At 60.5% G+C, this 26,590-nt stretch carries 43 protein-coding genes; 3 read left to right on the plus strand and 40 right to left on the minus strand.

The window, feature by feature from the left end; all coding sequences use genetic code 11:
• Position 1 precedes the first annotated feature (1 nt).
• Positions 2-1,015, plus strand: coding sequence for a sensor histidine kinase (locus ACSAMM_RS12390; RefSeq protein ID WP_457791677.1), 1,014 nt, complete (start codon positions 2-4; stop codon positions 1,013-1,015).
• A gap of 294 nt (positions 1,016-1,309) precedes the next feature.
• A complete protein-coding gene (locus ACSAMM_RS12395; protein WP_178723099.1) occupies positions 1,310-1,852 on the plus strand; it encodes a stage V sporulation T C-terminal domain-containing protein in 543 nt (180 codons plus the stop codon).
• A 108-nt stretch (positions 1,853-1,960) separates the two neighbouring features.
• On the opposite strand, the gene ACSAMM_RS12400 is transcribed toward ACSAMM_RS12395, so the two are convergent.
• From ACSAMM_RS12400 to ACSAMM_RS12435, 8 genes are all read right to left on the minus strand, one after another.
• Positions 1,961-2,557, minus strand: coding sequence for a DMP19 family protein (locus ACSAMM_RS12400; protein ID WP_178723101.1), 597 nt, complete (start codon positions 2,555-2,557; stop codon positions 1,961-1,963).
• A gap of 37 nt (positions 2,558-2,594) precedes the next feature.
• Positions 2,595-3,419 carry a 16S rRNA (cytidine(1402)-2'-O)-methyltransferase gene (rsmI, locus tag ACSAMM_RS12405; RefSeq protein ID WP_457791678.1) on the minus strand — a complete coding sequence of 275 codons (825 nt, stop codon included), beginning with the start codon at positions 3,417-3,419 and terminating at the stop codon, positions 2,595-2,597.
• Between the two features lie 32 nt (positions 3,420-3,451).
• Positions 3,452-4,159: a tRNA1(Val) (adenine(37)-N6)-methyltransferase gene (locus ACSAMM_RS12410; protein ID WP_457791679.1), complete on the minus strand. Its 708-nt coding sequence runs from the start codon at positions 4,157-4,159 to the stop codon at positions 3,452-3,454.
• Between the two features lie 105 nt (positions 4,160-4,264).
• A complete protein-coding gene (locus tag ACSAMM_RS12415; protein ID WP_178723107.1) occupies positions 4,265-4,435 on the minus strand; it encodes a 4Fe-4S binding protein in 171 nt (56 codons plus the stop codon).
• 94 nt (positions 4,436-4,529) lie between these two features.
• Positions 4,530-5,396: a stage 0 sporulation family protein gene (locus ACSAMM_RS12420; RefSeq protein WP_178723109.1), complete on the minus strand. Its 867-nt coding sequence runs from the start codon at positions 5,394-5,396 to the stop codon at positions 4,530-4,532.
• 30 nt (positions 5,397-5,426) lie between these two features.
• Positions 5,427-6,416 (minus strand): DNA polymerase III subunit, encoded by a 990-nt coding sequence (locus ACSAMM_RS12425; RefSeq protein WP_457791680.1) that lies wholly within the window; start codon positions 6,414-6,416, stop codon positions 5,427-5,429.
• Between the two features lie 2 nt (positions 6,417-6,418).
• Entirely contained in the window at positions 6,419-6,739 is a 321-nt protein-coding gene (locus ACSAMM_RS12430; protein WP_178723113.1) for a cyclic-di-AMP receptor, read from the minus strand.
• A gap of 81 nt (positions 6,740-6,820) precedes the next feature.
• Entirely contained in the window at positions 6,821-8,200 is a 1,380-nt protein-coding gene (locus tag ACSAMM_RS12435) for an Orn/Lys/Arg family decarboxylase (protein ID WP_178723189.1), read from the minus strand.
• A 171-nt stretch (positions 8,201-8,371) separates the two neighbouring features.
• Between ACSAMM_RS12435 and ACSAMM_RS12440 the strand changes: the two genes are divergently transcribed.
• Positions 8,372-10,051 (plus strand): DUF4153 domain-containing protein, encoded by a 1,680-nt coding sequence (locus ACSAMM_RS12440; protein ID WP_457791681.1) that lies wholly within the window; start codon positions 8,372-8,374, stop codon positions 10,049-10,051.
• Here ACSAMM_RS12440 and ACSAMM_RS12445 read toward each other — a convergent pair.
• The 32 genes from ACSAMM_RS12445 to rplC all read right to left on the minus strand — a co-directional run bounded on the left by ACSAMM_RS12445 (position 9,935) and on the right by rplC (position 26,566).
• Positions 9,935-10,633, minus strand: a complete 699-nt coding sequence (locus ACSAMM_RS12445) for a hypothetical protein (RefSeq protein WP_457791683.1) — start codon at positions 10,631-10,633, stop codon at positions 9,935-9,937. The two genes, ACSAMM_RS12440 and ACSAMM_RS12445, sit on opposite strands and share 117 nt — an antisense overlap.
• 414 nt (positions 10,634-11,047) lie before the next feature.
• Positions 11,048-11,392: a 50S ribosomal protein L17 gene (rplQ, locus tag ACSAMM_RS12450; protein WP_178723120.1), complete on the minus strand. Its 345-nt coding sequence runs from the start codon at positions 11,390-11,392 to the stop codon at positions 11,048-11,050.
• A gap of 65 nt (positions 11,393-11,457) precedes the next feature.
• Positions 11,458-12,411 carry a DNA-directed RNA polymerase subunit alpha gene (locus ACSAMM_RS12455; RefSeq protein ID WP_457791684.1) on the minus strand — a complete coding sequence of 318 codons (954 nt, stop codon included), beginning with the start codon at positions 12,409-12,411 and terminating at the stop codon, positions 11,458-11,460.
• A 127-nt stretch (positions 12,412-12,538) separates the two neighbouring features.
• On the minus strand, positions 12,539-13,168 hold the full coding sequence (gene rpsD / locus ACSAMM_RS12460; protein WP_178723124.1) for a 30S ribosomal protein S4: 630 nt from the start codon (positions 13,166-13,168) through the stop codon (positions 12,539-12,541).
• 27 nt (positions 13,169-13,195) lie between these two features.
• Positions 13,196-13,606: a 30S ribosomal protein S11 gene (gene rpsK, locus ACSAMM_RS12465; protein WP_178723126.1), complete on the minus strand. Its 411-nt coding sequence runs from the start codon at positions 13,604-13,606 to the stop codon at positions 13,196-13,198.
• 15 nt (positions 13,607-13,621) lie between these two features.
• The gene (rpsM, locus tag ACSAMM_RS12470; RefSeq protein ID WP_178723128.1) at positions 13,622-13,990 is read right to left on the minus strand and encodes a 30S ribosomal protein S13; all 369 of its coding nucleotides are present in this window, start codon (positions 13,988-13,990) and stop codon (positions 13,622-13,624) included.
• Between the two features lie 67 nt (positions 13,991-14,057).
• On the minus strand, positions 14,058-14,171 hold the full coding sequence (gene rpmJ / locus ACSAMM_RS12475) for a 50S ribosomal protein L36 (protein WP_068749336.1): 114 nt from the start codon (positions 14,169-14,171) through the stop codon (positions 14,058-14,060).
• Between the two features lie 49 nt (positions 14,172-14,220).
• Positions 14,221-14,439, minus strand: a complete 219-nt coding sequence (gene infA / locus ACSAMM_RS12480; RefSeq protein ID WP_178628269.1) for a translation initiation factor IF-1 — start codon at positions 14,437-14,439, stop codon at positions 14,221-14,223.
• Positions 14,440-14,452: 13 nt separating this feature from the next.
• Positions 14,453-14,713 (minus strand): hypothetical protein, encoded by a 261-nt coding sequence (locus tag ACSAMM_RS12485; protein WP_178723130.1) that lies wholly within the window; start codon positions 14,711-14,713, stop codon positions 14,453-14,455.
• 14 nt (positions 14,714-14,727) lie between these two features.
• On the minus strand, positions 14,728-15,474 hold the full coding sequence (gene map, locus ACSAMM_RS12490) for a type I methionyl aminopeptidase (RefSeq protein ID WP_178723132.1): 747 nt from the start codon (positions 15,472-15,474) through the stop codon (positions 14,728-14,730).
• A gap of 2 nt (positions 15,475-15,476) precedes the next feature.
• The gene (locus tag ACSAMM_RS12495) at positions 15,477-16,109 is read right to left on the minus strand and encodes an adenylate kinase (protein WP_178723134.1); all 633 of its coding nucleotides are present in this window, start codon (positions 16,107-16,109) and stop codon (positions 15,477-15,479) included.
• Between the two features lie 132 nt (positions 16,110-16,241).
• Positions 16,242-17,573: a preprotein translocase subunit SecY gene (secY, locus tag ACSAMM_RS12500; RefSeq protein WP_178723136.1), complete on the minus strand. Its 1,332-nt coding sequence runs from the start codon at positions 17,571-17,573 to the stop codon at positions 16,242-16,244.
• Positions 17,573-18,013 (minus strand): 50S ribosomal protein L15, encoded by a 441-nt coding sequence (gene rplO, locus ACSAMM_RS12505; protein ID WP_178723138.1) that lies wholly within the window; start codon positions 18,011-18,013, stop codon positions 17,573-17,575. Before rplO ends, secY begins: the two co-directional genes overlap by 1 nt.
• A 29-nt stretch (positions 18,014-18,042) precedes the next feature.
• A complete protein-coding gene (gene rpmD, locus ACSAMM_RS12510; RefSeq protein ID WP_178723140.1) occupies positions 18,043-18,240 on the minus strand; it encodes a 50S ribosomal protein L30 in 198 nt (65 codons plus the stop codon).
• A 125-nt stretch (positions 18,241-18,365) separates the two neighbouring features.
• Entirely contained in the window at positions 18,366-18,872 is a 507-nt protein-coding gene (rpsE, locus tag ACSAMM_RS12515; protein WP_178723142.1) for a 30S ribosomal protein S5, read from the minus strand.
• An 18-nt stretch (positions 18,873-18,890) separates the two neighbouring features.
• On the minus strand, positions 18,891-19,250 hold the full coding sequence (gene rplR / locus ACSAMM_RS12520; protein WP_178723145.1) for a 50S ribosomal protein L18: 360 nt from the start codon (positions 19,248-19,250) through the stop codon (positions 18,891-18,893).
• 16 nt (positions 19,251-19,266) lie between these two features.
• Positions 19,267-19,815, minus strand: coding sequence for a 50S ribosomal protein L6 (rplF, locus tag ACSAMM_RS12525; RefSeq protein ID WP_178723147.1), 549 nt, complete (start codon positions 19,813-19,815; stop codon positions 19,267-19,269).
• A 15-nt stretch (positions 19,816-19,830) separates the two neighbouring features.
• Positions 19,831-20,232 (minus strand): 30S ribosomal protein S8, encoded by a 402-nt coding sequence (rpsH, locus tag ACSAMM_RS12530; protein ID WP_178723150.1) that lies wholly within the window; start codon positions 20,230-20,232, stop codon positions 19,831-19,833.
• 25 nt (positions 20,233-20,257) lie between these two features.
• The gene (locus ACSAMM_RS12535; protein WP_178723152.1) at positions 20,258-20,443 is read right to left on the minus strand and encodes a type Z 30S ribosomal protein S14; all 186 of its coding nucleotides are present in this window, start codon (positions 20,441-20,443) and stop codon (positions 20,258-20,260) included.
• A 13-nt stretch (positions 20,444-20,456) separates the two neighbouring features.
• A complete protein-coding gene (gene rplE / locus ACSAMM_RS12540; RefSeq protein WP_178723154.1) occupies positions 20,457-20,996 on the minus strand; it encodes a 50S ribosomal protein L5 in 540 nt (179 codons plus the stop codon).
• A 16-nt stretch (positions 20,997-21,012) separates the two neighbouring features.
• Positions 21,013-21,333, minus strand: a complete 321-nt coding sequence (gene rplX / locus ACSAMM_RS12545) for a 50S ribosomal protein L24 (RefSeq protein ID WP_178723156.1) — start codon at positions 21,331-21,333, stop codon at positions 21,013-21,015.
• Positions 21,334-21,348: 15 nt separating this feature from the next.
• Positions 21,349-21,717, minus strand: a complete 369-nt coding sequence (gene rplN / locus ACSAMM_RS12550) for a 50S ribosomal protein L14 (protein WP_178723158.1) — start codon at positions 21,715-21,717, stop codon at positions 21,349-21,351.
• Positions 21,718-21,775: 58 nt separating this feature from the next.
• Positions 21,776-22,033 (minus strand): 30S ribosomal protein S17, encoded by a 258-nt coding sequence (gene rpsQ / locus ACSAMM_RS12555; protein WP_178723160.1) that lies wholly within the window; start codon positions 22,031-22,033, stop codon positions 21,776-21,778.
• 17 nt (positions 22,034-22,050) lie between these two features.
• Positions 22,051-22,266: a 50S ribosomal protein L29 gene (gene rpmC, locus ACSAMM_RS12560; RefSeq protein WP_178723162.1), complete on the minus strand. Its 216-nt coding sequence runs from the start codon at positions 22,264-22,266 to the stop codon at positions 22,051-22,053.
• Positions 22,266-22,715 carry a 50S ribosomal protein L16 gene (gene rplP, locus ACSAMM_RS12565; protein WP_178723164.1) on the minus strand — a complete coding sequence of 150 codons (450 nt, stop codon included), beginning with the start codon at positions 22,713-22,715 and terminating at the stop codon, positions 22,266-22,268. Before rplP ends, rpmC begins: the two co-directional genes overlap by 1 nt.
• Positions 22,715-23,380, minus strand: coding sequence for a 30S ribosomal protein S3 (gene rpsC, locus ACSAMM_RS12570; RefSeq protein ID WP_178723166.1), 666 nt, complete (start codon positions 23,378-23,380; stop codon positions 22,715-22,717). The genes rplP and rpsC overlap by 1 nt, the downstream gene beginning before the upstream one ends.
• A gap of 19 nt (positions 23,381-23,399) precedes the next feature.
• Positions 23,400-23,735: a 50S ribosomal protein L22 gene (gene rplV / locus ACSAMM_RS12575; RefSeq protein WP_178723168.1), complete on the minus strand. Its 336-nt coding sequence runs from the start codon at positions 23,733-23,735 to the stop codon at positions 23,400-23,402.
• A gap of 23 nt (positions 23,736-23,758) precedes the next feature.
• Positions 23,759-24,031 carry a 30S ribosomal protein S19 gene (gene rpsS, locus ACSAMM_RS12580; protein ID WP_178723170.1) on the minus strand — a complete coding sequence of 91 codons (273 nt, stop codon included), beginning with the start codon at positions 24,029-24,031 and terminating at the stop codon, positions 23,759-23,761.
• Positions 24,032-24,051: 20 nt separating this feature from the next.
• The gene (rplB, locus tag ACSAMM_RS12585; RefSeq protein WP_457791688.1) at positions 24,052-24,885 is read right to left on the minus strand and encodes a 50S ribosomal protein L2; all 834 of its coding nucleotides are present in this window, start codon (positions 24,883-24,885) and stop codon (positions 24,052-24,054) included.
• A gap of 113 nt (positions 24,886-24,998) precedes the next feature.
• Positions 24,999-25,289, minus strand: a complete 291-nt coding sequence (rplW, locus tag ACSAMM_RS12590; protein WP_457791689.1) for a 50S ribosomal protein L23 — start codon at positions 25,287-25,289, stop codon at positions 24,999-25,001.
• Positions 25,289-25,912, minus strand: coding sequence for a 50S ribosomal protein L4 (gene rplD / locus ACSAMM_RS12595; RefSeq protein ID WP_178723174.1), 624 nt, complete (start codon positions 25,910-25,912; stop codon positions 25,289-25,291). Before rplD ends, rplW begins: the two co-directional genes overlap by 1 nt.
• A gap of 18 nt (positions 25,913-25,930) precedes the next feature.
• On the minus strand, positions 25,931-26,566 hold the full coding sequence (gene rplC, locus ACSAMM_RS12600; protein ID WP_178723176.1) for a 50S ribosomal protein L3: 636 nt from the start codon (positions 26,564-26,566) through the stop codon (positions 25,931-25,933).
• Between the last annotated feature and the right edge of the window lie 24 nt (positions 26,567-26,590).

A 26,590-nucleotide genomic window follows, 5' to 3' on the forward strand; every position in this document is an offset into this window, starting at 1 on the left:
GATGAAGCATTTTGGAATTTACAGAAAACTGATTTTGATTGCAGGTACTGCCACGGCGGCGGTATCTGTTGGCGCGTTCTTTTTTATGGAGGACAGCTTTTCCCGTATGCTTTTTGTCGTTTCTGGCTTTGTGCTTTTATGCGGTCTGCTTTTTCTGCTGGACTTTCTGCACAACCGCTATAACGATAATCTGTTGGAGGAGATCACACTGCTCATTGAGGCTTTGGTGGAGCAGCAGGAACGGACGGTCTTTTCAGAAGCCGAGGACACCCTGACCGCACGGTTGCAGCACCAGCTTCTAAAACTCCGCAATATTTTAAGAGCGCAGAATCAAATGCTGGCGCAGGAAAAAGAGCATATCAAGACCTTGATTTCCGATATATCCCACCAAATCAAAACGCCGGTAGCGGCGGCAAATACCTTTGCGCAGCTGCTCGGTGATAAAGCGTTATCCGATGAGGAGCGAAACGAATATGTTGCCACCCTGCAAACATCCCTTGAAAAGCTGACCTTTTTGACAAACAGCCTGATTAAAATGTCCCGTCTGGAAAGCGGCATTATCAGTCTGAAACCTGAAAGAAACAGCCTGAATGATATTGTTCTGCAAGCAGTAAAAACTGTCTACGCAAAAGCAAAAGAGAAAAACATAACGATCACCTTTGACTGTGAACAGATCTTTGAGGCGGTGCTTGATTTTAACTGGACGGCGGAGGCCATTACCAATGTGCTTGACAATGCTGTGAAATACACGCCTAACGGCGGCGTTGTGGGTTTAAAAATCACCGAATACCCATCCTATCTGCGGCTGGATATATCTGATAATGGGATTGGTATTCCCGAAGAAGAACAGGCAAAGATCTTCGGCAGGTTTTACCGTGGAAAGCAGTCGGCAGGGGTTGACGGTGTAGGAATCGGCTTATATCTTACCCGTGATATTGTGAATAAGCAGAACGGGTACATCAAGGTGGCATCCGATGAAAACGGCAGCACCTTTTCCCTGTTCCTGAAGAAATAATATGAAGAGAACCATGCAATATAAAGAAGGTGGTCATATGGGACATTATCTGTTTTTGACATAGAAGAATTCGGCAAACAGATTGGAGAAAAACTATTTATGCTTCTTGACGAGGAACAAAAGAATGCTCTGGCACAATATGTTTTGGGGAAAGCGGTCGCAAATATCCAACAAACCTCTTACAAATTTTGAAAGTTTCTCCGTATAAATTTTCTTTGGGTGCAGACAATAACCTTGCTATGAAAAAGCAACGGCGGCGGCCGGCCTTAGAAAACGACAGACGGAGGATAAGCGATGAAAGCAACAGGAATTGTCAGAAGAATCGACGACTTAGGTCGTGTGGTCATACCGAAAGAAATCCGGCGCACCATGCGGATCCGCGAAGGGGACCCGCTCGAAATTTTCACCGATAACGACGGCGAGGTCGTCTTTAAGAAATATTCCCCAGTGGGCGAAATGTCTCCCTTTGCGGCCCAGTACGCGGACGTGATGTCCCGGGCCTGCGGGCTGACGGTGCTCATCTGCGATCGGGATCACGTGGTGGCCGCGGCGGGCGGCGCCAAGAAGGATTTCCTGGAGCGGCGGATTTCCGGCCAGCTCGAGGAGGTCATGGACCAGCGGCAGACCCACGTGGCCAAGGCGGGTGACGCGAGACGGCTGCAGCCGGTGGAATCGGTGGATCGGTACGCGGCGGTGGTGGCCCCCATCGTGGCGGCGGGCGACGTGACCGGCGCGGTATGCATGATGCTGCCCGAGAGCGGCGCCATCCCGGGCGAGAGCGACGTGAAGCTCTGCCAGGTGGCGGCGGCGTTCCTCGGCAAGCAGATGGAGGAATAAACGCAAAAGCCGGGAGCTGCTTGGTCTCCCGGCTTTTGTTTTAACTCCCGCAGACATAAAAGGCCGCCGCGGCAGAGGGCGCCCCTCTTCCGCGGCGGTCTCTTGGCATTACCGGCCCAGAATCCCCTCGTCCAGGAATTCGTCGGGATTGTCCCGGATGTATTCCACGCACTTTTCCAGGGGCTGCTCGACCTCGGCCTGCTCCAGGAAATCGGCGTGGAGTTCCGCCCGCTCCTCCTCGGAGGAGGCGGTGAGGACGCTCCGCACCGCGGCGGCGCAGCCCGGCGCGCCCACGGCGTCAAAACCGTCGGCCGCCAGCTCCAGGAACACAGCGGAGGGGCCCTCGAGCACCTCCTCAAAGCTGCCCGCGTCCAGCTCCTTGCAGATGAGCCACACGCAGTACACCGCGTTGCGGCCGTGGGACAGCTGAGACACCGTTTTATAGGCATCAGGACGGCGCTTGTCCACCTTGGCCATGATGTTGGCCACCACAGCCTCCACCAGCTCCTCGTCCGGCACCTCGGCCAGCTTATCCGCGTCCATCAAGCCGTACCGGCGCTGAAGCATTTCGGCCCGGCTGTCCTTGCCCTTATAATGGCTGCCCCAGATGTACAGCACCACCACGCCGACCACCATCACGCCGAGCATGATGTAATTGCCCACCCCCAGCTGGGAAAAGAATCCGTCCAAAAGCATTGCCGTCATATCTTGTCCTTCCTCTCCGCGGGCGCTCCCGGCGCCGCTATTCCATCAACAGGCGGTAGATATCGCCCTTTTTCAGCCCGGTCTCGGCCGCCGCGCGCTTGGCGGCCTCGGAGGGAGACAGCCCCTCGCGCACGTACGCTCCGGCCAGGGCCGCCCCGTCCTCCGGAGAGGCGGGCGGGGCCTGTGGCGGGGCAGCGCCCTCGACCACCACCACGAATTCCCCCCGGGGCGCTTCCTCCCGGTACCGGGCGGCGGCCTCGGCCAAGGTGGTGCGCACCACTTCCTCGTGGATCTTGGTCAGCTCCCGCACCAGAGCGATACGCCGATCGCCCAGGGCCTCCAGGAGATCCGCCAGGGTATAGGGCAGCTTGTGGGGCGCCTCGTAGAACACCATGGTGCGGGGCTCGGCTTTCAGCAACGCCAGATGCTCCCGCCGGCTGCGCTTGTTCATACTGAGAAACCCCTCGAAGGTGAAACGGCCGGTGGGCAGGCCGGCGATGGCCAGGGCGGTGACCACCGCGCTGGGACCGGGCACCACCCCCACCGGAATGCCCTTTTCATGGCAGAGGGCCACCAGATCCTCCCCGGGATCGGAGATAGCAGGCATCCCCGCGTCGCTGACCAGCACCCCGTTCTCCCCCGCGAGCAGGCGGGCGCACAGCGCCTCTCCCCTCGTCCGCTTATTGTGCTCATAATAGCTGACCAGGGGCTTTTTGACGCCGAAATGGTTCAGCAGGCGGAGGGTGACGCGGGTATCCTCCGCGGCGATAAAATCGCAGGCCTCCAGGGCCTCCACCGCCCGGGGCGACATATCCGACAGGTTGCCGATGGGCGTGCCCACCAAAGTCAAACGGCCGCTCATAGCCGATTTCACCTCAACAGTCCGTATAGTATTCACGATATATTCCTACCGTATATCTCCTGCCTATGCGCCGGCTGGTCCTGCAGCCAGGGCGGTTCCCATCGCAAGCCGGGTTTGCCGCCCTTTTTGGCCTCCAGGAGCAGCAGCCAGGGGGCGGACGCAGCGGCGCCCTGCACGGTGCGCAGCCGCTTGGGCTCCAGCCCGCGGCGGCGCAGGGCGGCCACGACATCCGCCAGCCGCTCCGGCCGGTGACAGAGGCAGAACCGGCCGCCGAAGCGTAGCAGACGGGACGCGGCGGCAACCACCTCGTCCAGGGTGCCCGGCTGCTCATGCCGGGCCAGGCGGGCGGCGGGCGACGCGCTTTCCCGCCCGGATCCGGGCGGGAAATAGGGCGGGTTGCACACCACCAGGTGAAACCCTTCCCGGGGCAGGAGACCATCCAAATCCGTCCAGGAGGCACAGAGGACGGCGGCCCGGCCGTCCAGGCCGCTGCGCGCCACCGATCGGCGGGCGAGCGCGGCGGCGGCGGGCTGAATTTCCACGCCGGTCACATGGGCGGCGGCGGAATCCCGCAGGAGGAGAACCGGCAGAATGCCGCAGCCGGTGCCGAGATCCACCACCCGCTCGCCGGGCCGCGGCGAGGCGAAGCGGGCCAGGAACAGGGCGTCGGCGCCGAAGCCGCAGAAGTCGTCCACCGCCACGGCCATCCCGCCGTCCAGAGGTTCATACCGGATGGCCATGGCCGCCCCTCCTTCCTGTGAAAATACCGGGCGCGCGGCCCGCCGGAAAACGACAATTGCCGGGCGTCCCCGCTGGGGCCGCCCGGCAACGCGTTACGAAATCACTTATTCGCCCTGAGGAGCGCCAACGGGGCAAACATCCGCGCAGCTGCCGCACTCGGTGCAAAGCTCGGGGTTGATTTCATATTTGCCATCCCCTTCGGAGATAGCGGACACGGGGCATTCCGCCTCGCACGCACCGCAAGAAATGCAGTCGTCGGAAATCTTATATGCCATTGAAAAGCACCTCCTATATTATGTTCTTTTTTATAATACCATACCGCGGCGAAATTGCAACCGGTTTTGTGTTAAAATTTCTGCCAGGCGGGCATTATTCTTCCAGGTTCGACAAATTGGCCCGCTCCTCCTTGCCCACCTTGAGCTTGCCGTCCCGGATGACCTTGACATCCTTGCGATCCATCACCACGGGCGGGGAATCGGGGGATTTGTCCAGCCGCACCTTGACCACGCCGGTGAGAATATTGGCGTCGCAGACCACGCCCTTGCCCTCCTTGGTGGTAACCAAAGCACCCACCTTGGGGGTCATGCGCAGCAGGGACTCATACGCGTCCTGCTCATATTTCAGGCAGCACATTAGGCGGCCGCAGGAACCGGAAATCTTGGTGGGGTTCAGGGACAGGCCCTGCTCCTTGGCCATCTTGATGGACACGGGCTGAAAATCGCTGAGAAACTGGGAGCAGCAGAAGGGACGGCCGCAGATGCCAAGGCCCCCCAGCATCTTGGCCTCGTCCCGCACGCCGATTTGCCGCAGCTCGATGCGGGTGCGAAAAACGGAGGCGAGATCCTTGACCAAATCCCGGAAATCGACCCGGCCGTCGGCGGTAAAGTAAAACAGGATCTTGGAATTGTCAAAGGTGTATTCCACGTCCACCAGCTTCATATCCAGCTTATGGGCCGCGATTTTCTCCTGGCAGACCCGCATGGCCCGCTGTTCCTTTTCCGCGTTCTCCTTGGCCCGCCGCTTATCCTCCGGCGTGGCGGGGCGCAGCACCGGCTTCAGGGGCTTGACGATGGTGGAATCGGCCACCTCCTTATTGGGGATGACCACCTCGCCGCATTCGATGCCGCGGGCGGTTTCCACCACCACCAGACTGCCCTTTTCCAGCTGGTTTTGGCCGGGATCGAAATAATAGACCTTGCCGGTATTCTTAAAACGGACGCCGATAATCACAGCCATTCGCTTGTCTCCTATCGTTTATAGAAAAGTTCACCGCCCGGCCGCGGCCCGCAGGCGGGCGCAGAACAGGGTGACAAACAGGGTGGCGTTCATGTTGCGCAGGCGGGCCTGCTCCAGCCCCTCCACCGTTTCCAGCAGGGCCATGAGCTGCGCCCGGGTGAGGGCGCGGGCCAGCTTGTCCGCCGTTTCAGGCGAGGTGGACAGACGGGAAGCGGCCCCGCAGCGAGCGGCCAGCGCGTCGCGGAAGATCCACCGCAGCGCCCCGAGCACCCCATCCAGAGCCTCCTTGTCCTTATCCAGGCCAGCGGTCAGGCGGAGCAGCTCGATTTCGTCCGGGGCGGCGACGGCGGCCGCCAGGGCGGGGGCCAACTCCAGCACCCGACGGAACGTGCCCTCCTCCATCCCGTGGAGAACCTGGCCAATCACGCCGCCGAACACGATGAGGGCCCGCTTCAGCTCCTCCTCGCCGGCATCGGGCAGCCGCTGCCGCAGCAGGGGCAGGGCTTCCTCCTCCGGCACGCCGCCCAGGGGGATGCACACCGACCGGGACTGAACGGTGGGCAGCAGCTGGGCGCGGTTGTCGCAGGTCAGGAGAAACACCACGTGGGACGGGGGTTCCTCCAAAATTTTCAGCAGGGCGTTCTGCGCCTGCTCGGTCATATTGTGGGCCCCGATGAGCAGAATGGCGCGGCGGGGCGCCTCATTGGGCAGGACATAGGCGTCCTCCCGCACGGCCCGCACGGCGTCGATATGAAAGGACCGGGCCGACCCGTCCCCGCCCACCTCGATGATATCCGGGTGGCCGCCGGCCGCGGCCTTGACGCAGCCGGGGCAGACGCCGCAAGGCTTGTCCCCCGCCCCCTGGCAGACGGCCGCTTTGGCCAGCAGGCGGGCCAGGGTGCGCCGGCCGCTCCCCTGCGGGCCCTCCAGCACGAGGGCGTGGGGAAACCGCCCGGCGTCGATATCGGCGGCCAGCTGCCGCTTGGCCGCCTCGTTGCCCGCAAAGCCTTCAAATCGCATCCTTACAGCTTCTCGTACCGCTCAATGTCGGTGACGAAGACAGTGGCGCCGCCCACCGTGACCTCCACGGGGAAGGAGGCGTAGGTGGAGGTGCCGTAGGTGGAGCTGGGCACCATCTGGGTGCGCTTTTTGGAGTGCTTCTCGATGATGGAGATGATCTCATCCACCCGGCTGTCATCGGTCCCTACCAGGAAGGTGGTGTTGCCGGCCATCAGGAAGCCGCCGGTGGTGGCCAGCTTGGTCACCGAGAACCCGGCGCGGGTCAGCGCGGACGACACCGATCCGCTGTCGTCCTTATTCACAATGGCGAAGATCAGTTTCATAGAACAAATCCTCCGTTTCATTTAGAGAACGCGTCGCGCGGCAGGTTGCCGCTTTTATATTATACTGTATTTTATGCGCCGTTACAAGGTTTTTAATACAACAATCTGGGAAAATCCGGCGATTTCCAGCATCCGCGCCAGAGCCGGCGACAGCCGTTCCCCCGGGACAGCGGCGGCGATTCCGGGCGGGCAGGGACACACGCTGCGCGCGGCGATCCGGCCGGCCGCCTCCCCTACCGGCACGGTTTCGGCGGGGCGGAGGAGGGCATCCCGGGGGGACAGCACCGCCTCGGGCCGTTCGTCCGCCAAAAAAGGGGTGAAGCCGGCGGCGGCGCCTACGGACAGGCGGGCGGCGGGCAGCTCCCGCAGGGCCCGCTCTAGGCGGGCGAACTCCTCCTCGGTGTTGAAGGGGGTGGGGATGAGGATTGCATACCGGCTGTCGGTGTGCTCCGGTTCGCAGCCCCGGGCGCGCAGATAGGCCCCCAGGGCCTCCCCGCTGACGCCGCCGGGCGCGCCGTCCAGCACCAGGCGGACGGGATCCCGCAGGGCGGCGGGCCGCTCGGAAAAGGCGGCGCGTACGACGCCGGATGCGTCCGCCGCCCGGCGCAGGGCTTCCACCCGCTCCGCCAGGGCGCGGAAGGCGGCGGGCCCGCTCTCCTCCCACCACCGGCGGGCCAAATCCAGGGAGGCCAGCACCGGAAAGGCGGGCGAGGTGGATCCGAACAGAGCCATGGCGGCCTTGGCCTCCACCCGGCTGACGGGAGCTCCGGGCCGGATATGAAGCCAAGCGCCGCCGGTGAGCACCGGGAGGGTTTTGTGCGCCGAATCGGCGGTCATCGCCGCCCCCAGGGCCAGGGGATGCCGCTCGAAGGCCCCCAAGTGACTGCCGTGGGCGTTATCCACCAGCAGGGGGACGCCGGCCCGCCGGCAGACCACGGCCATGCCGGCGATGTCGCACAGATTGCCGGCATAGTCGGGACTGGTGACATATACGGCGCGTATACGCCTGTCCGCCTTCAGCGAACTTTCCACACTTTCCACAGAGGGCTGTTGAAAACCGTTGATTTCCGTCATATCCGGCCACAGCCAGGTCACGTCAAGACCGAGGAGGGCGGCGGCGTGAAGGGCGCTGCGGTGGGCGTTCCGGGCCATCAGCACCCGGCCGCCGGCCCCCGCGCCCAGGAGCAGCATGGCCTGGATACACAGGGTGCAGCCGCCGCCGCTGAAAAACGTCTGGGAGGCGCCGAAGGCGCGCGCCGCCTGGATTTCCGCGGCCTCGATGGCGTCGCCGCCGTCGTACAAACTGCCGGTATCGGGCAACTCGGTGAGGTCGGCGGACAGGGTGGACAGACTTTTCAACACAGGGGCCCGGCCCTTGTGGCCAGGGGTGTGGAAAGATGCCGTTTTTCGATAAAGATGAGCGCCGATGGCGTTCGCGAGTGGCGTATCGGCGTTATACATCGGGGAAAGTTCCACGGGCAGCGTCTCCTTTATATGTTAAGGGCTCCAGAGGCTTCCAGGGCGTTATGTATCGATAAACGATAATTTTTTGTTGACAAATAGATTCCTGTATGCTATTGTGGCTCTTGGAAATGCAAATTTCAAGTAGTGGAAAGCAAGGAGGAACCTGCTATGGACTATGGGATAGACAGGCCGGCCGAGCCGGCGGTAGAGGCGACGGCCCCGCCGGCAGCCAAAAATTATACCCTGGGGGACGGACTATTCACGCTGTTCTGCCTGGCGGCCGGCTATATGGGGGTGCGATGGTATTTTTTCGGGAGCTACGGCATCGGCACCACCCTGCTGTTTTTTACGCTGGGGGTGGGAATCAGCGTGTATCTGCGGGGCAAGGGCTGCGCCCTCGGCCGCGCCTACTGGGCGGGGATACTCCTGCTGCTGGGGTTCGGTACGGTGTTTTCCCTGTTCCGGCCCAGCTTCGTCACCTTCTGCACGGCGGTGTTTTTGCTGCTGCTGCTCACCCTCTGGGCGTACCGCACCGCCATGGACGATGGCAAGGGGCTGATCCGCCGCCACTGGCCGGCGGATCAGGCGCGGGCCTTCCTGGTGATGCCGTTTGCCTCTTTCGGGGCGGCGGCCGGCTCCTTCGGCGGGCTGTTCCGCCGGGTGCCCGCCGGGAAACAGACGAAGCGGGTGGCGCTGGGACTTCTCATCGCGATACCGGTGACGGCGGCGACGGGCGTGCTGCTGTTTCAGGCGGATGCGGCCTTCGCGGGGCTGCTGACCACGGTATGGGACACGCTGTTCGGCGGCTTTGAGCTCAACATCTTCCGCAGCGTAATGCGGGCGGCGCTGGCGGTGCCAGGAGCGTTCCTGCTGTTCAGCGCGGTGTATTCCGGGCGGAGCCGCTGCTGCCCCACGGCCTTCACCGACGAGGGGATGGACGAGACCCGGCGGCAGCTGCGGGTGATGCCCCGCACGGTGGCGGTGGCAGCCATGACGCCGGTGTGCCTGCTGTATCTCGTGTATTTCGCGTCCCAGTCGGCGTATTTTTTGTCGGCGTTTCAAAACCTGCTGCCGGCGGGGTACACTTACGCCGATTACGCGCGGCGGGGGTTTTTCGAGCTGTGCGGGGTGGCGGTGCTCAACCTGACGCTCATCGCGCTGCTGCAGCTGTTCAGCCGGCGGGACGCGGACACCGGCAAAAAGCCGGCAGCGGTGCGGGTGTACACGGTAATCCTGGCGGTGTTCACCCTGGCGCTTATTGTCACGGCGCTGCGCAAGATGCTGCTGTACATCGATGGGTATGGGCTGACGGCGCTGCGGGTGTACACCTCCTGGTTCATGGTGCTGCTGGGAATGGTGTTCCTGTTGGTCATCGCCAGCCAGTTGGCGACCCGGCTGCATTTGGCGCGCGGCATCGGGGCGGCGTTCATCCTGCTGTTCGCGCTGCTGAATTTCGCGGACGTGGATGCCCGGATGGCGGCCTACAATGTGGAGCATTACCGCAGCGGGGACTTGGAGACGATCGACGTGGCCCATCTGCGGGGGCTGTCGGAGGCGGCGGTGCCGGCGGCCTATCCCCTGCTGCGGGATCAGGACGCCGAAGTGGCGCGGCAGGTGCGGCAGTGGTATCGGGAGTTGGAGACAGAGCTGGAGAACCGGCCGCCCATGGAGTGGTCGCTGGCGTCCTACCGGGCGGAGAAGGCGATCCGGCTGGCCAGGCGGGATCATCTGTTAGCCGACGGGACGGAGATCCTCCCCCCGGCGGCGGGAGACCGCCCGGTGGATGAAGTAGATATATGGCAGGCCGAGGTTGGTTTCCAGCAGGGAGTTGACGATAAGCGGGCCTAGCCCCTGGGCGCGGATACCGGTCACCAGCAGCACGGCCTCCCAGGCGAACTGGACCAGGATGCCAATGGCGAGAATCCAGGGGATGGGGATTTTGCGGGAGGGGTCCTGAGCGCGCAGGTTGTGCAGGCACAGGATGGCATAGCCCACGAACAGGAGGAGGGCCATGACCCCATGATAGCTGTCGCTGCCCCGGGAAATGGCGATTTCACCGAAGCCGGCGCCGAAATTCCGGCTGAGCAGCGCGGTGGCAAACCAGCCGGAGACGATGAGCAGCGACCATTCGAGCGTGTGGCCGTCCCGGTCGAGCCAGAGCCAGATCCACACGAAGTTGGTAAAGCCGTAACTCATACTCAGCCAGAGCAGAAACCAGAAGGGAGCGGCCCCGGTGACGGTGCGGGTACCAAGGAGCTGATAGAAGATTCCGTAGTCCACGGCGAAGTAGAGCAGGCCGCCCAGAAAGCCGAAAATCGCGGCGGCGTACCGCTTCAGCACGAGAAGCGTCACGGCCAGGAAAAGGAGAAAGCCGATGTCGAGGTAGATATACAGAGTGTTGAGCACACGGGAGGCTACGATTTCGCCCATAAGATCGACTCCTTTGCGTTTGTGTTGGAGATCGTGCAGAATCCTGGTTGTTAGTATACCACAAAAGCAAGCAAACGACGTTTGTGGGGGGCATGACAGTGCCCCGCCCTGCCGCAGCAGGGCCTTTTGATGGTACAATGTTCTCCGTAACGGAAAGCGCCGCTTTCCGTTAGCCGCGCAGCCGCGCGGTTCGGCGCGTACCACCGCGCCGGTCACGGAGGTTATTATACCACAAGGCGGTGCGGAGCGCCGCCCTCCTTAGTACGGAACGGCTCTGCCCGTTCCGGAGTGGTTCAATGTTCTCCCAGCCGTCGGAAATCTCTGATTTCCGTTTACGGCGTGAGGTTATTATACCATAACAGAGTAAAAAATGCGCGCAGCCGGTTTCGGCTGCGCGCGTCTTTTGTAGGGAGCTTATTTGACCAGCTCGATAATCGCCATTTCGGCGGCGTCGCCGCGGCGGGCACAGGTCTTGATGATGCGGGTATAGCCGCCGTTGCGCTCCATATATTTGGGCGCAATTTCATCAAACAGCTTCTTGGAAACGCTCTCCTTGGTCACGAAGGCGTAAACCAGGCGCTTGTTCGCCAGGGTGGGGTTCTTGGCAATGGTGATCATTTTTTCCGTCATGCTCCGCACCTCTTTGGCACGGGTCACGGTGGTTTCGATCCGGCCCTTCTCAAGCAGGAAGGTGACCATCGCGCGCAGCATCGCCATACGGGAAGCCGTGGGTCTGCCGAGCTTTCTGGTTCCAGGCATTGGGATTCACTCCTTTTCCGAATTCTTGGAAGACATTCCGGGGATCCCTAGGGTTCCCGGCGGGTTTATTCTTCCTCGTCGTACAGGCCGAAGCCCAACGACGCCAATTTATTGATAACTTCCTCCAGCGATTTGCGGCCGAGGTTGCGGACCTTCATCATATCGTCTTCGCTCTTGTTGATGAGGTCTTCCACGGTGTTAATGCCCGCACGCTTGAGGCAATTGAAGGATCGGACGGACAAATCCAGTTCCTCGATGGTCATCTCCAGAACCTTTTCCTTGCCCTTGTCGTCCTTTTCGACCATGATGGAGTCGCCGGAATAGGTCTCTCCCGACAAATCCACAAACAGGTTCAGGTGCTCGGTGAGCACCTTAGCGCCCAGAGACACGGCCTCCTTGGCGCTGATGGTGCCGTTGGTCCACACTTCCATGGTCAGCTTATCGTAGTCGGTGATCTGACCGACACGGGTGTTCTCCACCGTGTAGTTGACCTTGAGAACCGGGGTGTAGATGGAATCCACCGGGATAACGCCGATGACCGGAGCCATCTGCTGCTTGTTCCGCTCGGCCGGGACATAGCCGCGGCCCTTATCCAGGGTGATTTCCATATACAGCTTGGCACCCTCGCCCAACGTGGCGATGTGCATGTCGGGCTCGAGAATCTCCACCTCGCTGTCGCATTTGATGGAGCCGGCCGTGACTTCGCCGGGGCCTTCCGCTTCAATATATACAACCTTGGGGCCGTCGCCGTTGATCTTGACGATCAGACCCTTGATGTTCAATATAATTTCGGTAACGTCCTCTTTCACACCCTCGATGGTGGAAAATTCGTGGAGGATGCCGTCGATTTTCACGGAGGTCACCGCCACGCCGGGCAGGGAGGACAGCAGCACGCGGCGCAGGCTGTTTCCCAAAGTGGTGCCATAGCCCCGCTCAAGGGGTTCCACGACAAACTTCCCGTACGTGCCGTTGGGCGCAAGGTCCACGGCTTCAATTCTGGGCTTCTCAATCTCAATCATTCAAAACCCTCCTTATAAAAAACGGATTGGGGGAACGGACACAAGGCTTCTCCCCCACGTCCGCGGTTGGATGTCGGTCAGAACCGGCCCGCCGGGACGGCGGAAACCCGCCGCCGGTCGGTGGTTCTTACTTCGAGTACAACTCGACGATGAGGGTTTCTTCGATGGGGAGATCGATGTCCTCGCGGTTAGGCACCGCGACGATTTTCGCTTCCAGAGTCTCACGGTTGAGCTCCAGCCACTTCGGGATGGGCCGGCCCGCGTTGGCCTCGACAATCGCCTTCATCTTATCCAGGGAACGGCTGCCGTCCTTCATGGCGACAACCTGGCCGGGACGGGTCAGGAAGGAAGGGATATTGACCTTGCGGCCGTTGACGGTGAAGTGGCCGTGATCCACCAGCTGGCGCGCCTCGGCGCGGGAGCTGGCCATACCCAGACGGTACACCACGTTGTCCAGGCGGGATTCGAGCAGACGCAGCAGGTTTTCGCCGGTCACGCCCTGCATTTTCTCAGCCATTTCGAAATAGTGGCGGAACTGGCCTTCCAGAACGCCGTAGTAGCGCTTGGCATACTGCTTGGTGCGCAGCTGGCGGCCATATTCGGACGCCTTCTTGTTGCGGGCCTGGCCATGCTGGCCAGGGGCGTAAGCACGGCGGGCCACGGAGCATTTAGCCGTATAGCACCGCTCGCCTTTCAAAAAGAGTTTCTGTCCTTCACGGCGGCAGAGTCTGCACACCGCACCGGTATATCTAGCCATATTGGTTGCACCTCCTGAATTGGATGATCAGACGCGTCTTCTTTTGGGAGGACGGCATCCGTTGTGGGGAACCGGGGTCACGTCTTTGATCATGTTGACCTCAAGTCCGGCGGCCTGCAGGGCGCGGATAGCGGCTTCACGGCCGGCGCCCGGTCCCTTGACGAACACTTCGACGGTTTTCAGGCCGTGCTCCATCGCGGCTTTCGCGGCGGTCTCGGCAGCCGTCTGAGCGGCGAAGGGGGTGGATTTCCGCGAACCGCGGAAGCCCAGCTCACCAGCGCTGGCCCAGGAAAGGGCGTTGCCCTGGGTATCGGTGATGGTCACGATGGTATTGTTGAACGTGGACTGGATATGGGCGGCGCCACGCTCGATATTCTTGCGTTCTTTGCGGCGGCGGGTGGTTGCACCCTTGCGCGCTGTGGTTTTTGCAGCAGCCATTCTTATCCCTCCTGCTTACTTTTTCTTGTTGGCGATGGTCTTCTTCGGGCCCTTGCGGGTGCGGGCGTTGGTCTTGGACCGCTGGCCGCGCACAGGGAGCCCCTTGCGATGGCGAAGACCGCGATAGCTGCCGATTTCAATCAGACGCTTGATATCAAAAGCCACGTCGCGGCGGAGGTCGCCCTCCACGGTATAGTTCTTATCGATATAATCCCGCAGCTTGGACACGTCGTCCTCGCTCAGGTCACGGACACGGGTGTCGGGGTTGACCCCGGTGGCGGCCAGGATGTCTGTCGCCGACTTGCGGCCCAGACCGAAAATGTAGGTCAGGCCGATCTCAATGCGTTTATCTCTGGGCAGGTCTACACCAGCAATACGCGCCATAAATGTTTCCTTCCTTTCGGTTGCGCCCCCGGAGAGGCGCAAAGACTGTCAGAGTCGCAGCCGGTGCTCAGCCCTGCCGCTGCTTGTGCTTCGGGTTCTCGCAAATGACCATGATGCGGCCCTTGCGCTTGATAATCTTGCATTTCTCGCAGATTTTCTTTACAGAAGGTCTGACTTTCATAGCGTACCCTCCTATCGAGTAGTCAGTGGTTGCGTATTTGCCCGGAAAATCACTTGGTTCTCCAGGTGATCCGGCCCTTGGTCAGGTCGTAGGGAGACATCTCCACCGTCACCTTGTCGCCGGGCAGGATGCGGATAAAGTTCATCCGCAGCTTGCCGGAGATGTGGGCCAGTATTTTGTGGCCGTTGGCCAGCTCTACCTGAAACGTCGCGTTGGGCAGAGCTTCGATCACGGTACCTTCCAGTTCGATAACATCCGATTTGGACATCGATTAACCTCCCTCAAGTGATGGCGCGTGCGCCGGGGTCTGCCGTCAGGGCGGCGAGAGCGCGGCGCAGCTCACGATTGGTCGCCATTGCGGCTTCGCTCACCGTACAGCCGGCGAGCGCGGCATGGCGCGGATTTTTCCGCTTGGGGGCCTCCACCCGCCGCCGACGTCCGTCGGCCAGCCAAAGGCCGTCCGGCCCGGTGCGGAGAACCGCCATCAGCCGTCCCTTGTCCCGGCCGGAAAGCGAAATCACCACGCAGCCCCTCTCAACCATGTCGGTCACCGCCTTCAAGGATTCGTCAGGATGACGGGTCCGTCGGGGGTGATGGCGATGGTATGCTCAAAATGGGCCGAAAGACTGCCGTCTTTCGTCACCGTGGTCCAGCCGTCGCCCAGGATTTTCACCTCATAGGCGCCGGCGTTGATCATAGGCTCAATGGCTAAGGTCATGCCCGGAAGCAGCCGGGGGCCGCGGCCGGGCGTACCGAAATTAGGTACGCTGGGATCCTCGTGCAGGTTCGTGCCTACTCCGTGGCCGACGAACTGCCGTACCACCGAGTAACCACGCACCTCGACATACCGCTGTACCGCCGCGCCGATATCGCCGATCCGATTGCCGGCCATCGCCGCCCGAATGCCCTCGTACAGGCTTTCCCTGGTGGCGTCAAGCAGCGCCTTCGCCTCGGGAGAAATATCCCCGCAGGGGAAGGTGGCGGCGTTATCGCCGTGGTAACCGTTAAAAAACGCGCCCACGTCCACGCTGACGACGTCGCCGGCGTGTATCACGCGTTTGCCCGGTATGCCGTGGATGACCTCGTTATTGACAGAAATACAGGCGCTGGCCGGAAAGCCGCCATACCCGAGGAAAGAGGGCTTCGCCCCCGTCGACTCGATGTACTTGCGGATGCGGCGGTCGATTTCCCCGGTGGTGACACCGGGCTCCACCGCCTCACCGGCCAGTTTCAACGCTCTGGCCGAGATGACGCACGCTTCCCGCATGGCTTTCAAATCCCGGCCGCTTTTTATCGCTATCATGCTCAGGCCTCAATAGCCGCGAGGGTCAGGCGGGTGGTATCCGCGACTTCCTCCTGGCCTTCCACAATCACCAGCTTGCCGCAGGCGGCATAGTAGTTCTTGAGGGGTTCGGTCTGCTCATGGTAGACATTCAAACGCTCCTGCACGGTGTCTGGCTGATCATCCTTGCGCTGAACAAGGGTGTCCGAGCAGCGGTCGCAGACCCCTTCCACCGCCGGCTTTTTATAGTCGACATGGTAGGTGGCCCCGCAGCCGGGGCAGACACGGCGACCCGATACACGCCGGGCGATGGTCTCGTCCGCGACTTCAATGTCGACGACGCGGTCGATGTCGATGCCCATGCGGTCAAGTGCCTCGGCCTGGGGAATGGTGCGGGGGAACCCATCCAGAATGAACCCCTTGGCGCAGTCGGGCTGCGCCAGCCGCTCCTGGATGATGCCGATGACGACATCGTCGGGAACCAGCTTGCCGGAATCCATAAAGCTTTTGGCTTTCCGCCCCATCTCCGAGCCGCTTTTCAGCGCTTCACGGATAATGTTACCCGTGGAAATCGTGGGAATACCCAGATGCTGGCTGATGACTTCCGCCTGGGTGCCCTTGCCGGCACCCGGCGCGCCTAATAGAATCAGCTTCATTAGAATACGCCTCCTTTTGGCAGTTGCTCTGTGAAAATCGGCCGCAGCAGACGCCGGGCAGGGGGCGGGGAATCCGGCCAAACCGGATACCGCCGGCCCTTACCCTATCGGCGCGTCCCGCATCCGATCGGTTTATTCCAAGAAGCCCTTGTAATGCCGCATCATCATCTGGCTTTCAATCTGCTGCGTGGTTTCCAGCGCGACGCCCACCACGATCATGATGGACGTGCCGCCCAGGGTCAGGCCGTAGAAGCCGCTGAACTTACCGAACAGGGCCGGGAACAGCGCGATGACACCCAGGAACAAGGCGCCGATCAGAGTCACCTTGGACAGAACCCTCTTGATGTAATCCGTGGTGGGCTTGCCCGGCCGGTAGCCGGGGATGGCGCCCGAATTCTTACGGAGATTATTGGACATCTCCAGCGGATTATACTGAATGGTCACATAGAAGAAGGCGAACCCGATGATCAGGACAAAGTAGAGGATGATGTACACCCAGCTGTCCTGCTTGAAGCAGTTGAGGAAGTGGAACCAGAAGCCCTTGGTGGGGGCAGTGAAGAAGCTGGCGATGATGGAGGGCAGGGACACGATCGACGAAGCCAGGATAATCGGCATGACGCCGGACATATTGACTTTAATCGGGATAAAGGTGTTCTGCCCGCCGTACATCTTGCGGCCCACCACCCGCTTGGCGTACTGAACCGGGATACGGCGCTCGGCATCGTTCATGAAAACGATGAAGGCGATCATACCCAAAAACAGCACCAGCACGATGGGCACCAGGATGACGTTTTTGACAGCCGCGCTGCCAGAGGTGTTCAGCATCTTGATACCGCCGTCATAGAACCAGGTCCACAGCGCTTTCGCGCCGGTGGGGATGCGGGAGATAATGCCCGCGAACAGCAGGATGGAGATGCCGTTGCCGATGCCTTTTTCGTTAATCTGCTCGCCCAGCCACATCATCAGCGCCGAACCGGCGGTGAAGCACAGGACGATGACGATAGCGCCGAACCAGAGGCCGAAGCCGCTTTTCGCGTCGGCGGACAGGGCGTTGTACTTATTCTTCACCATGAAGTAGTACGCGACGCCCAGCATCAAGCCGAGAATAACAGTGGTGTACCGGGTGATCTGACCCAGCTTTTTGCGGCCCGCCTCGCCGTCCTTGGCCATCCGCTCCAGGGGAGGAATAGCCACCGTCAGCAGCTGAATGATGATGCTGGCGTTGATGTAGGGGGTGATGGACAGGGCAAAAATACTGCCGTTGGAGAAACCGCCGCCGGACATCAGGGTCAGGAACTCAAAACCGGTGTTGCTGCTGTTCACCGCATTGGCGATGGCCGCCGCGTCGATGAACGGAATGGTGATGGCGGAGCCGATGCGGAAAATCAGGATGATAAACAGGGTATAGAGAATCTTCTTACGAAGATCGGTGATCTTCCAAGCGTTTCTCAGAACCTGAAACATCAGACCACCTCTGCCTTTCCACCCGCCGCCTCGATCTTCGATTTGGCCGACTCGGAAAAAGCCGCCGCTTTGACGGTCAGATTCTTCTCCAGGGCTCCGTTGCCCAGGATTTTCACGCCGTCGTAAGAATTTTTCACCAGACCGGCCGCTTTCAGCGCCTCGGTGTCCACCACCGCGCCGTTCTCAAACTTGTTGAGAGCCGCCAGGTTGACAATGGCGTACCGGGTGGCAAAAATGTTATTGAATCCTCTTTTGGGAACACGCCGCTGCAGGGGCATCTGGCCGCCTTCGAACCCGGGACGCATGCCGCGGCCCGCGCGCGCTTTCTGGCCTTTATGGCCCTTGCCGGCGGTTTTGCCCTGGCCGGAACCATGTCCGCGGCCGATCCGCTTGACCTCCCGGACGGAACCGGGAGCCGGGGAAAGCTCATGAAGCTTCATGTTGTTTCGCACCTCCTTGCTCGAATTGCTTACGCTTCGGTTACCTCGATGAGGTGGATAATCTTGGCCACCTTACCCTGCGTGGCCGCGTTGTCGGGCTGCGTCGTGCAATCGCCGATTTTGCGGAGCCCCAGGGAATTGGCGGTGGCGATCTGATCCTTCTTGCTCCCGATGAGGCTGCGGACCAGTTTCACCTGCAAGGTGCCGGCTTTTGCTTTCTTCGCCATGGTATACTGTCATCCTTTCTCAGACACTGAAATTTGGTCGGTTTCGGCTTTGCCGAAATTCCGGCCACGGTGTCTGGCCGGAAAGAACAAATTTCCGCACGAAACCCTGTTTCGTGCCGCTCCCCTTAACCTAAGATTTCCTTGGCGGTTTTGCCGCGGGTAGCCGCCGCTTGTTCCGCCGTGCGCAGACGGGCCAGCCCTTCCATAGTGGCGCTGACCACGTTGCAGGGGTTGTTGGAGCGGAGAGCCTTGGTCCGGATGTCCTTAATGCCGGCCGCTTCCACCACGGCGCGCACAGCGCCGCCGGCGATAACGCCGGTACCGGGGGCAGCGGGTTTGAGCAGGACACGGCCCGCGCCAAACGCTCCCACCACTTCGTGGGGGATGGTGCTCCCTTTGAGGGAGATCTTAATCAGGTTCTTCTTGGCGTCCTCGATGCCTTTGCGGATAGCGTCCGGCACCTCGCCCGCTTTGCCCAGGCCGAAGCCCACTGTGCCGTTGCCGTCGCCGACAACCACCAGGGCGGCGAACTTGAAGATACGTCCGCCTTTTACGGTCTTGCTCACGCGGTTAATCGCCACGATGCGCTCTTTGAATTCGGTGTCTTTCTCTTTTGCGTCAAATCTGGCCAAAGTATTTCCTCCCTTTCCTTAGAACTTGAGGCCGCCCTCGCGGGCGCCTTCGGCCAGCTCTTTGACGCGGCCGTGATAGACGTAGCCGCCGCGGTCGAACACGACCTCGGTAATGCCCTTTTCGGCGGCGCGTTTGGCGATCAGCTCGCCAACCTTCTTAGCGGCTTCCTTGTTCCCGCCGGCCATGCCGAAATCCTTTTCGACACTCGAAGCGGCCACAAGGGTAACTCCCTTAACATCATCAATGATTTGGGCATAGATGTGGTTCAGGGAGCGATACACGTTGAGACGGGGACGCTGGACGGTGCCAGTGATCTTGCCGCGCACACGGGTGTGGCGGCGCAGACGCGCCTGGTTGCTGTCTTTTTTGCTCACCATGGGTCTTCACTCCTCCTTACTTCTTGCCCTTGCCGCCGGCCTTGCCTTCCTTGCGGCGGACGACCTCGTCGACATATTTGATGCCCTTGCCCTTATAGGGTTCCGGAGGCCGCTTCTCACGGACTTCGGCGGCAAACTGGCCGACCAGCTGCTTGTCGGGGCCGGTGATGACGATTTTATTCGGAGACGGCACCTCGATGGTGATGCCGGGGATTTCACTGACGACAACCTGATGGCTGTAGCCCAGGTTCATCACCAGGTCTTTGCCCTGCTTGAGCACACGGTAGCCCACGCCGTTGACGTCCAGCTCCTTTTTGAAGCCTTCGGTCACGCCGATGACCATGTTGCTCACCAGCGAACGGGTCAGGCCGTGCAGCGCACGGTTTTCCTTCGCGTCGTCCGGGCGGATTACGGTCAAAACGCCGTCTTCCAGGGAAAAGCTCATGTTGGGGTGCACCTTCTGGGTCAGGGTGCCCTTCGGGCCCTTCACCGTCACGACGCTGTCCTCCACTTTGAACTCCACGCCGGCAGGGATAGAAATCGGTTTACGTCCAATTCTCGACATACTCTTCTCTCCCCCTTACCAAACAAAGGCCAGGACTTCGCCGCCCACGTGCTCTTTACGGGCTTTCTTGTCAGTCATGACGCCCTGAGACGTGGAAACAATGGCGGTGCCGATGCCCTTGAGAACCTTCGGCATATCCTCGCTGCTGGAATAGATGCGCAGACCGGGCTTGGACACCCGGCGCAGCCCCAGAAGAACCGGGGTCTTGGACGGGCCCTGGTATTTCAGGGTGATGCGGATGACGCCCTGTTTGCCATCTTCGATGACTTGATAATTCTTTACGTATCCCTCGTCAACAAGAATCTGGGCAATAGCCTTCTTCATGTTGGAAGCGGGGATATCCACCGTATCGTGCTTGGCCGAGTTTGCGTTCCGGATTCTCGTCAGCATGTCGGCAATGGTATCGGTGATTTGCATTCCGTCAACCTCCTTTAGCTATTGCTTACCAACTGGCCTTCTTTACGCCGGGAATCTCACCTTTATAGGCAAGCTCCCGGAAGCAAATACGGCAGATGCCATACCGACGCAGGTACGCGTGGGGACGGCCGCAGATTTTGCAGCGGTTGTAGCCCCGCGTGGAGAACTTCGGCGTTCTCTGCTGCTTGAGCTTCATCGATGTTTTCGCCACAGGTTTCTCCTCCTTACTTCGCGAACGGAGCGCCCATCAGGCTGAGCAGCTCGCGCGCTTCTTCGTCGGTTTTGGCGGTGGTGACAAAGCACAGGTCCATGCCGCGCACCTTGTCAATCTTGTCGTAGTCGATTTCCGGGAAAATCAGCTGCTCCTTGAGGCCCATGTTGTAATTGCCGCGGCCGTCAAACGAGTTGGGGTTGATTCCGCGGAAATCGCGGACGCGGGGCAGCGCCACGTTGAACAGGCGATCCAAGAACTCGTACATCCGGTCGCCCCGCAGGGTAACCTTCGCGCCGATATTCATGCCTTCGCGCAGCTTGAAGTTGGCGACGGATTTACGGGCCTTGCAGACGATCGGGCGCTGGCCGGTGATGGCCGCCAGGTCGATGAGAATCGCGTCGATAACCTTCGCGTTGTCACGGGCTTCACCGCAGCCGACATTGATGACAATCTTGTCCAGCTTGGGGATTTGCATCACGCTCTTGTAGCCGAACTTTTTCATCAGAGCCGGAGCGACGTCGTCTTTATAGAAGTCCTTCATTCTGGCCATGAACTATTTTCCCTCCTTACAGCGTTTCGCCGCAGCGTTTGCAGATACGCTGTTTGGAACCGTCGGCGAGTTTTTTGTGGCCGACGCGGGTCGGCTTTTTGCAAGCGGGGCAAATGACCTGGACTTTGGACACGTACATGGCGCCCTCGGCCTCGATGATGCCGCCGGGATCGCCCATCTTGCGGGGTTTCACATGCTTCTTGACCTTGTTGCGGCCTTCGACAATCACCTTGCCCTCCTTGGGGCTGACCTCGATGACCTTGCCGGTGTTGCCGCGCTCGTCGCCGCTGATGATGAGGACGGTATCGTCCTTTTTCACATGCAGTTTGCTACTCAATTTCGACACCTCCACTTACAGCACTTCGGGGGCCAAGCTCAGGATTTTCAGATAATCCTTTTCTCTGAGCTCACGGGCCACCGGTCCAAAAATACGGGTTCCCCTCGGGTTCTTGTCGTCGCGGATGATGACAGCCGCGTTTTCGTCGAACCGGATGTAGGTGCCGTCCTCACGGCGCAGCCCCTTGACCGAACGCACGACGACCGCTTTGACCACGTCACCTTTTTTCACAACGCCGCCGGGTGCTGCTTTCTTGACAGAAGCCACCACAACGTCGCCAATATTGGCATACCTCCTGCCGGAACCACCGAGGACGCGGATGCACATAAGCTCCTTTGCGCCGGTGTTGTCGGCCACTTTGAGGTAAGTCTGCTGTTGTACCACAGGTTGTTCCTCCTTTCGAGCGCCGCGCTACAGGATACGCAGCGCCTGACGACCAACATTATTTTGCTTTCTCGATGATTTCGACCAGACGCCAGTGCTTGTCTTTGGACAGCGGGCGGGTCTCCATAATGGACACGCGATCGCCCACGCGGCACTCGTTCTTCTCGTCGTGCGCCTTCAGCTTCACGGTGCGTTTGATGATCTTCTTGTACAGCGGATGGCGGACGTTGTCTTCGATGGCCACGACAATGGTTTTATCCATCTTGTCGCTGACGACCAGGCCGGTCCGCGTCTTTCTCAGATTTCTATCGCTCACAATAACTCCTCCTTCCGTTACGCCTCGGCGCCGTTTTTGATTTCATTCTCGCGCATAATCGTTTTGACAATGGCGATTTCCTTCTTGACGGCCTTCAGACGCATCGGATTGTCGAGCTGATTGATCGCATGCTGAAAGCGGAGGTTGAACAGCTCTTCTTTCAGTTCCTTCAGCCGCTTCTGCAACTCGGCGTCATTCATGTCGCGGATTTTTGCAATCTCACTGGCCTTCATTACTGCTCACCATCCGTTTCTTCCGGCGCAGCGGCATCCATGGCCGCCTTGCTGACAAATTTGCATTTGATGGGCAGCTTGTTCGCTGCAAGCCGCATAGCTTCCCGGGCGATGTCTTCGGACACGCCGGCAATTTCAAACATGACGCGGCCGGGCTTCACCACGGCCACCCAGTACTCGGGCGAGCCTTTACCGGAACCCATGCGGGTCTCGGCCGGCTTCTCGGTCACGGGCTTATCGGGGAAAATCTTGATCCACACCTGACCGCCACGCTTGATGTAACGGGTCATGGCGATACGGGCCGCCTCAATCTGGCGGGAGGTGATCCAGGCGGGCTCCAGAGCCTGCAGACCGAAATCACCGTAGGTCACCTTGTTGCCGCGCATGGCCTTACCGGTCAAGCGGCCACGGTGAACGCGGCGGTATTTCACTCTCTTGGGCAACAGCATTACTTGCGGCCTCCTTCCCGGCGGGGCTTGGCAGCGCCGGCGAGAACCTCACCACGGTAGATCCAGACCTTCACGCCGATCCGGCCGTAGGTGGTGTTCGCCTCAGCGAAGCCATAATCGATGTCCGCGCGCAGGGTCTGCAGCGGAATCGTCCCTTCATGATACTGTTCGGTACGCGCGATTTCCGCGCCGCCTAGACGGCCGGAGACCTGCGTTTTGATGCCCTTCGCGCCCAGTTTCATGGCGCGGCCGATGGCCTGCTTCATGGCGCGGCGGAAGGAAATACGCTTCTCAAGCTGCTGGGCGATGTTCTCGGCCACCAGCTGCGCGTTGACGTCGGGGCTGCGCACCTCGACAATGTTCAGGGACGTGGGCTTGCCCAGCATTTTCTCACATTTGATGCGCAGCTTCTCGATCTCCGTGCCGCCCTTGCCGATAACCAGGCCGGGCTTCGCGCAGTGAATATGCACGCGCACGCGGGAGGCGTCCCGTTCGATTTCGATTTTCGGCACGCCGGCGGCGTACAGGGTCTTCTTCAGAAATTTACGCAGATTGTAATCGGACACGATGGTATCGCCAAACTCGCTGTCCTTGACGAACCAGCGGGAGTCCCAATCTTTGATAACGCCGACCCGAAGGCCGTGGGGATTGACTTTCTGGCCCATAAATTAACCTCCTCCTCGCTTATTCCTTTTCCTTGAGCACCAAGGTGATGTGTGACGTTCTCTTTTCGATGCGGAATGCACGACCCTGGGCTCTCGGACGGACACGCTTGAGAATGGGGCCGGGACATACGAAGCACTCGGCGACATACAGGTTGTTCCTGTCCATGTTGTGGTTGTTCTCCGCATTGGCGGCCGCGGACTTGATGAGCTTCTCAACAGGCTCGCAGGCGGCCTTGGGGGTGTGCTGCGTAATCGCCAGGGCGACATCAACCGGCTTGTTGCGGATGAGGTCGAGAACTACTTTGACTTTGCGAGGGGACATACGGACGTGTGTAACTTGCGCCCTTGCTTCCATGGCATTTCTCTCCTTTCAGCCGCTTACTTCGTGCTTTTGGAACCGGTGTGGCCCCGGAAGGTGCGGGTGGGGGCGAATTCGCCCAGCTTGTGCCCAACCATGTCCTCGGTGATGTACACCGGCACATGCTTGCGGCCGTCGTGAACAGCGATGGTGTGTCCGACGAAATCCGGGAAGATCGTGGAGGCGCGGCTCCAGGTCTTGAGGATGCGTTTCTCGCCGGCTTTATTCATTTCCTGAATCCTTTTGAGCAGCACGGGCTGTACGAAAGGACCCTTCTTTACGCTTCTACCCATAAATCTGAATCTCCTTTCGCTTACTTGCCGTTGCGGCGCTTGACGATGAACTTATCCGAGCGGTTATGCGTCTTGCGGGTCTTGTAACCCAGAGCAGGCTTGCCCCACGGGGTGACAGGGCCGGAACGGCCGATGGGGGACTTGCCTTCACCGCCGCCATGGGGGTGATCGCAGGGGTTCATAACCGAGCCGCGCACCGTCGGACGCCAGCCCATGTGGCGTTTCCGGCCGGCCTTGCCGATCTTCACGTTTTCGTGTTCCACGTTGCCCACCTGGCCGATGGTGGCCATGCAGGACAGCGGCACGTACCGCATTTCGCCGGAGGGCAGGCGGATCATCGCCAGGTTGTTTTCCTTGCCCATCAGCTGCGCCATGGTGCCCGCGCTGCGCGCGAGCTGGGCGCCCTTGCCGGGATACAGCTCCACATTGTGGATGAAGGTACCGGTGGGGATGTTGGCCAGGGGCAGGGCGTTGCCGGGCTTAATATCGGCGGAGGTGCCGGAGGTGACGACGTCGCCCACGGACAGGCCCTGGGGCGCTACGATGTAGCGTTTCTCGCCGTCTTCATACTGCAGCAGGGCGATGTGCGCGCTGCGGTTGGGATCGTACTCGATGGACACCACCGTGCCGGGCACATCGAACTTGTTGCGCTTGAAGTCGATGATGCGGTACTTCCGGCGGTTGCCGCCGCCGCGATGACGGACGGTGATGCGGCCGTAGCTGTTGCGGCCGGCCTTTTTGTTCAGAGGAGCCAGCAGGCTCTTTTCCGGTTCTACTTTAGACAGTACGCTGTAGTCGATGACGGACATACCGCGACGGCCGGGAGTAGTCGGTTTATACAGTTTCATTGCCATTCCGATTCACTCTCCTAATCATTGGCTTTGCGGGGCTTTTGTCGCTGGGAGCCGGACGAGCCGGATTCCCGCATAAGGAGCCCCATACGTTACCAGGCGGGTACGGCCCGCTTTTAGAACATGCCGTCGAAGAACTCGATGGTCTTGGAATCCGCGGTCAGGGTCACAACGGCCTTTTTCCAGGAGGGGGTATAGCCTTCGTTGCGGCCCATGCGGCGCAGGCGGCCCTTCATGCTGATGGTGTTGACCTTCTGCACCTTCACCTTGAAAATCTCTTCTACCGCTTTGGCAATTTCAATCTTATTGGCGCCCTTGGCGACGCGGAAGGTGTACTTTTTCTCGGGCAGGGCGACGACGGACTTTTCCGTGATGACCGGCGCGATAATGATGTCGCGAGCTTCCATTATTTGTACACCTCCTCGAGTTTGGCAACCGCATCCTTCACAACGATGAATTTGTCGGCGTTCAGGATGTCGTAGGCGTTCAGGGTGTTGACCAGAGCGGTCTTGACGCCGGGGATGTTGCGGGCGGACTTAATGACCGTCTCGTCCTTCTCCGGCAGAACCAGCAGCACCTTGCGGTCGGCTTCCAGAGCCTTGAGCAGGGTCGCCACGGTCTTGGTCTTGATTTCCTCCATGGACAGGGAATCGAGCACCAGCATATCGCCGGAAGCCACCTTGGAGGAGAACGCGGACTTCATGGCCAAGCGGCGCACCTTCTTGTTCAGAACGAACCGGTAGCTGCGGGGCTTCGGGCCGAGGGCGATGCCGCCGTGGGTCCACTGGGGCGCGCGGGTCGAGCCCTGGCGGGCGTGGCCGGTGCCCTTCTGCTTCCACGGCTTTTTACCGCCGCCGCGAACCTCGGAACGAGTGAGGGTGGACTGGGTGCCCTGGCGTTGATTCGCCAGATAATTCACAACCGCGCTGTGCAGGACGGCGGCGTTGGGCTCGATGCCGAACACCTCGGCGCTCAGCTCCATGGTGCCGCTCTGTTTGCCGGTCATGTCAAAAGTCGATACTGTAGGCATTTAGATTTCCTCCTTCCCTTAGGCCTTCTTGACGGAATCCGAGAGCATCACCACGCCGCCGCGGGGGCCGGGAACGGCGCCCTTCACAGCGATGAGATTGTTCTCCGCGTCAATCTTCACAACGGTCAGATTCTGCACGGTCACGCGCTCCGCGCCCAGATGCCCGGCGCCCTTCATGCCCTTGTAGACACGGGAGGGAGAGGAGCAGGCGCCCAGAGAACCGGCGTGGCGGGCCACAGGGCCGGTACCGTGGGATTCCTTAAGCCGCTGGAAGTTCCAGCGCTTGATAGCGCCGGCATAGCCCTTACCTTTGCTGGTGCCGACCACGTCCACGCGGTCGCCGCTGGCGAAGGTGTCGGCCTTGATGATGTCGCCGACATTCAGAGCGCTGCAGTCGTCCAGACGAAATTCGCGCAGCGTACGCTTGGGAGCCACGTCGGATTTCTCAAAGTGGCCCTTCAGGGGCTTGGTCACGTTTTTGATGGAGATGTCGCCGAAGCCGATTTGAACCGCGGCGTAGCCGTCGTTCTCCACGGTCTTCTTCTGGACAACCACGCAGGGCCCCGCTTCGATGACGGTGACCGGGACGACGTTGCCCTTCTCGTCGAAGATCTGCGTCATGCCGACCTTCTTGCCGATGATAGCTTTTTGCATGTCTATACCTCCTTGGTTATTGGT

The organism is Anaeromassilibacillus sp. SJQ-5 (assembly GCF_054108045.1).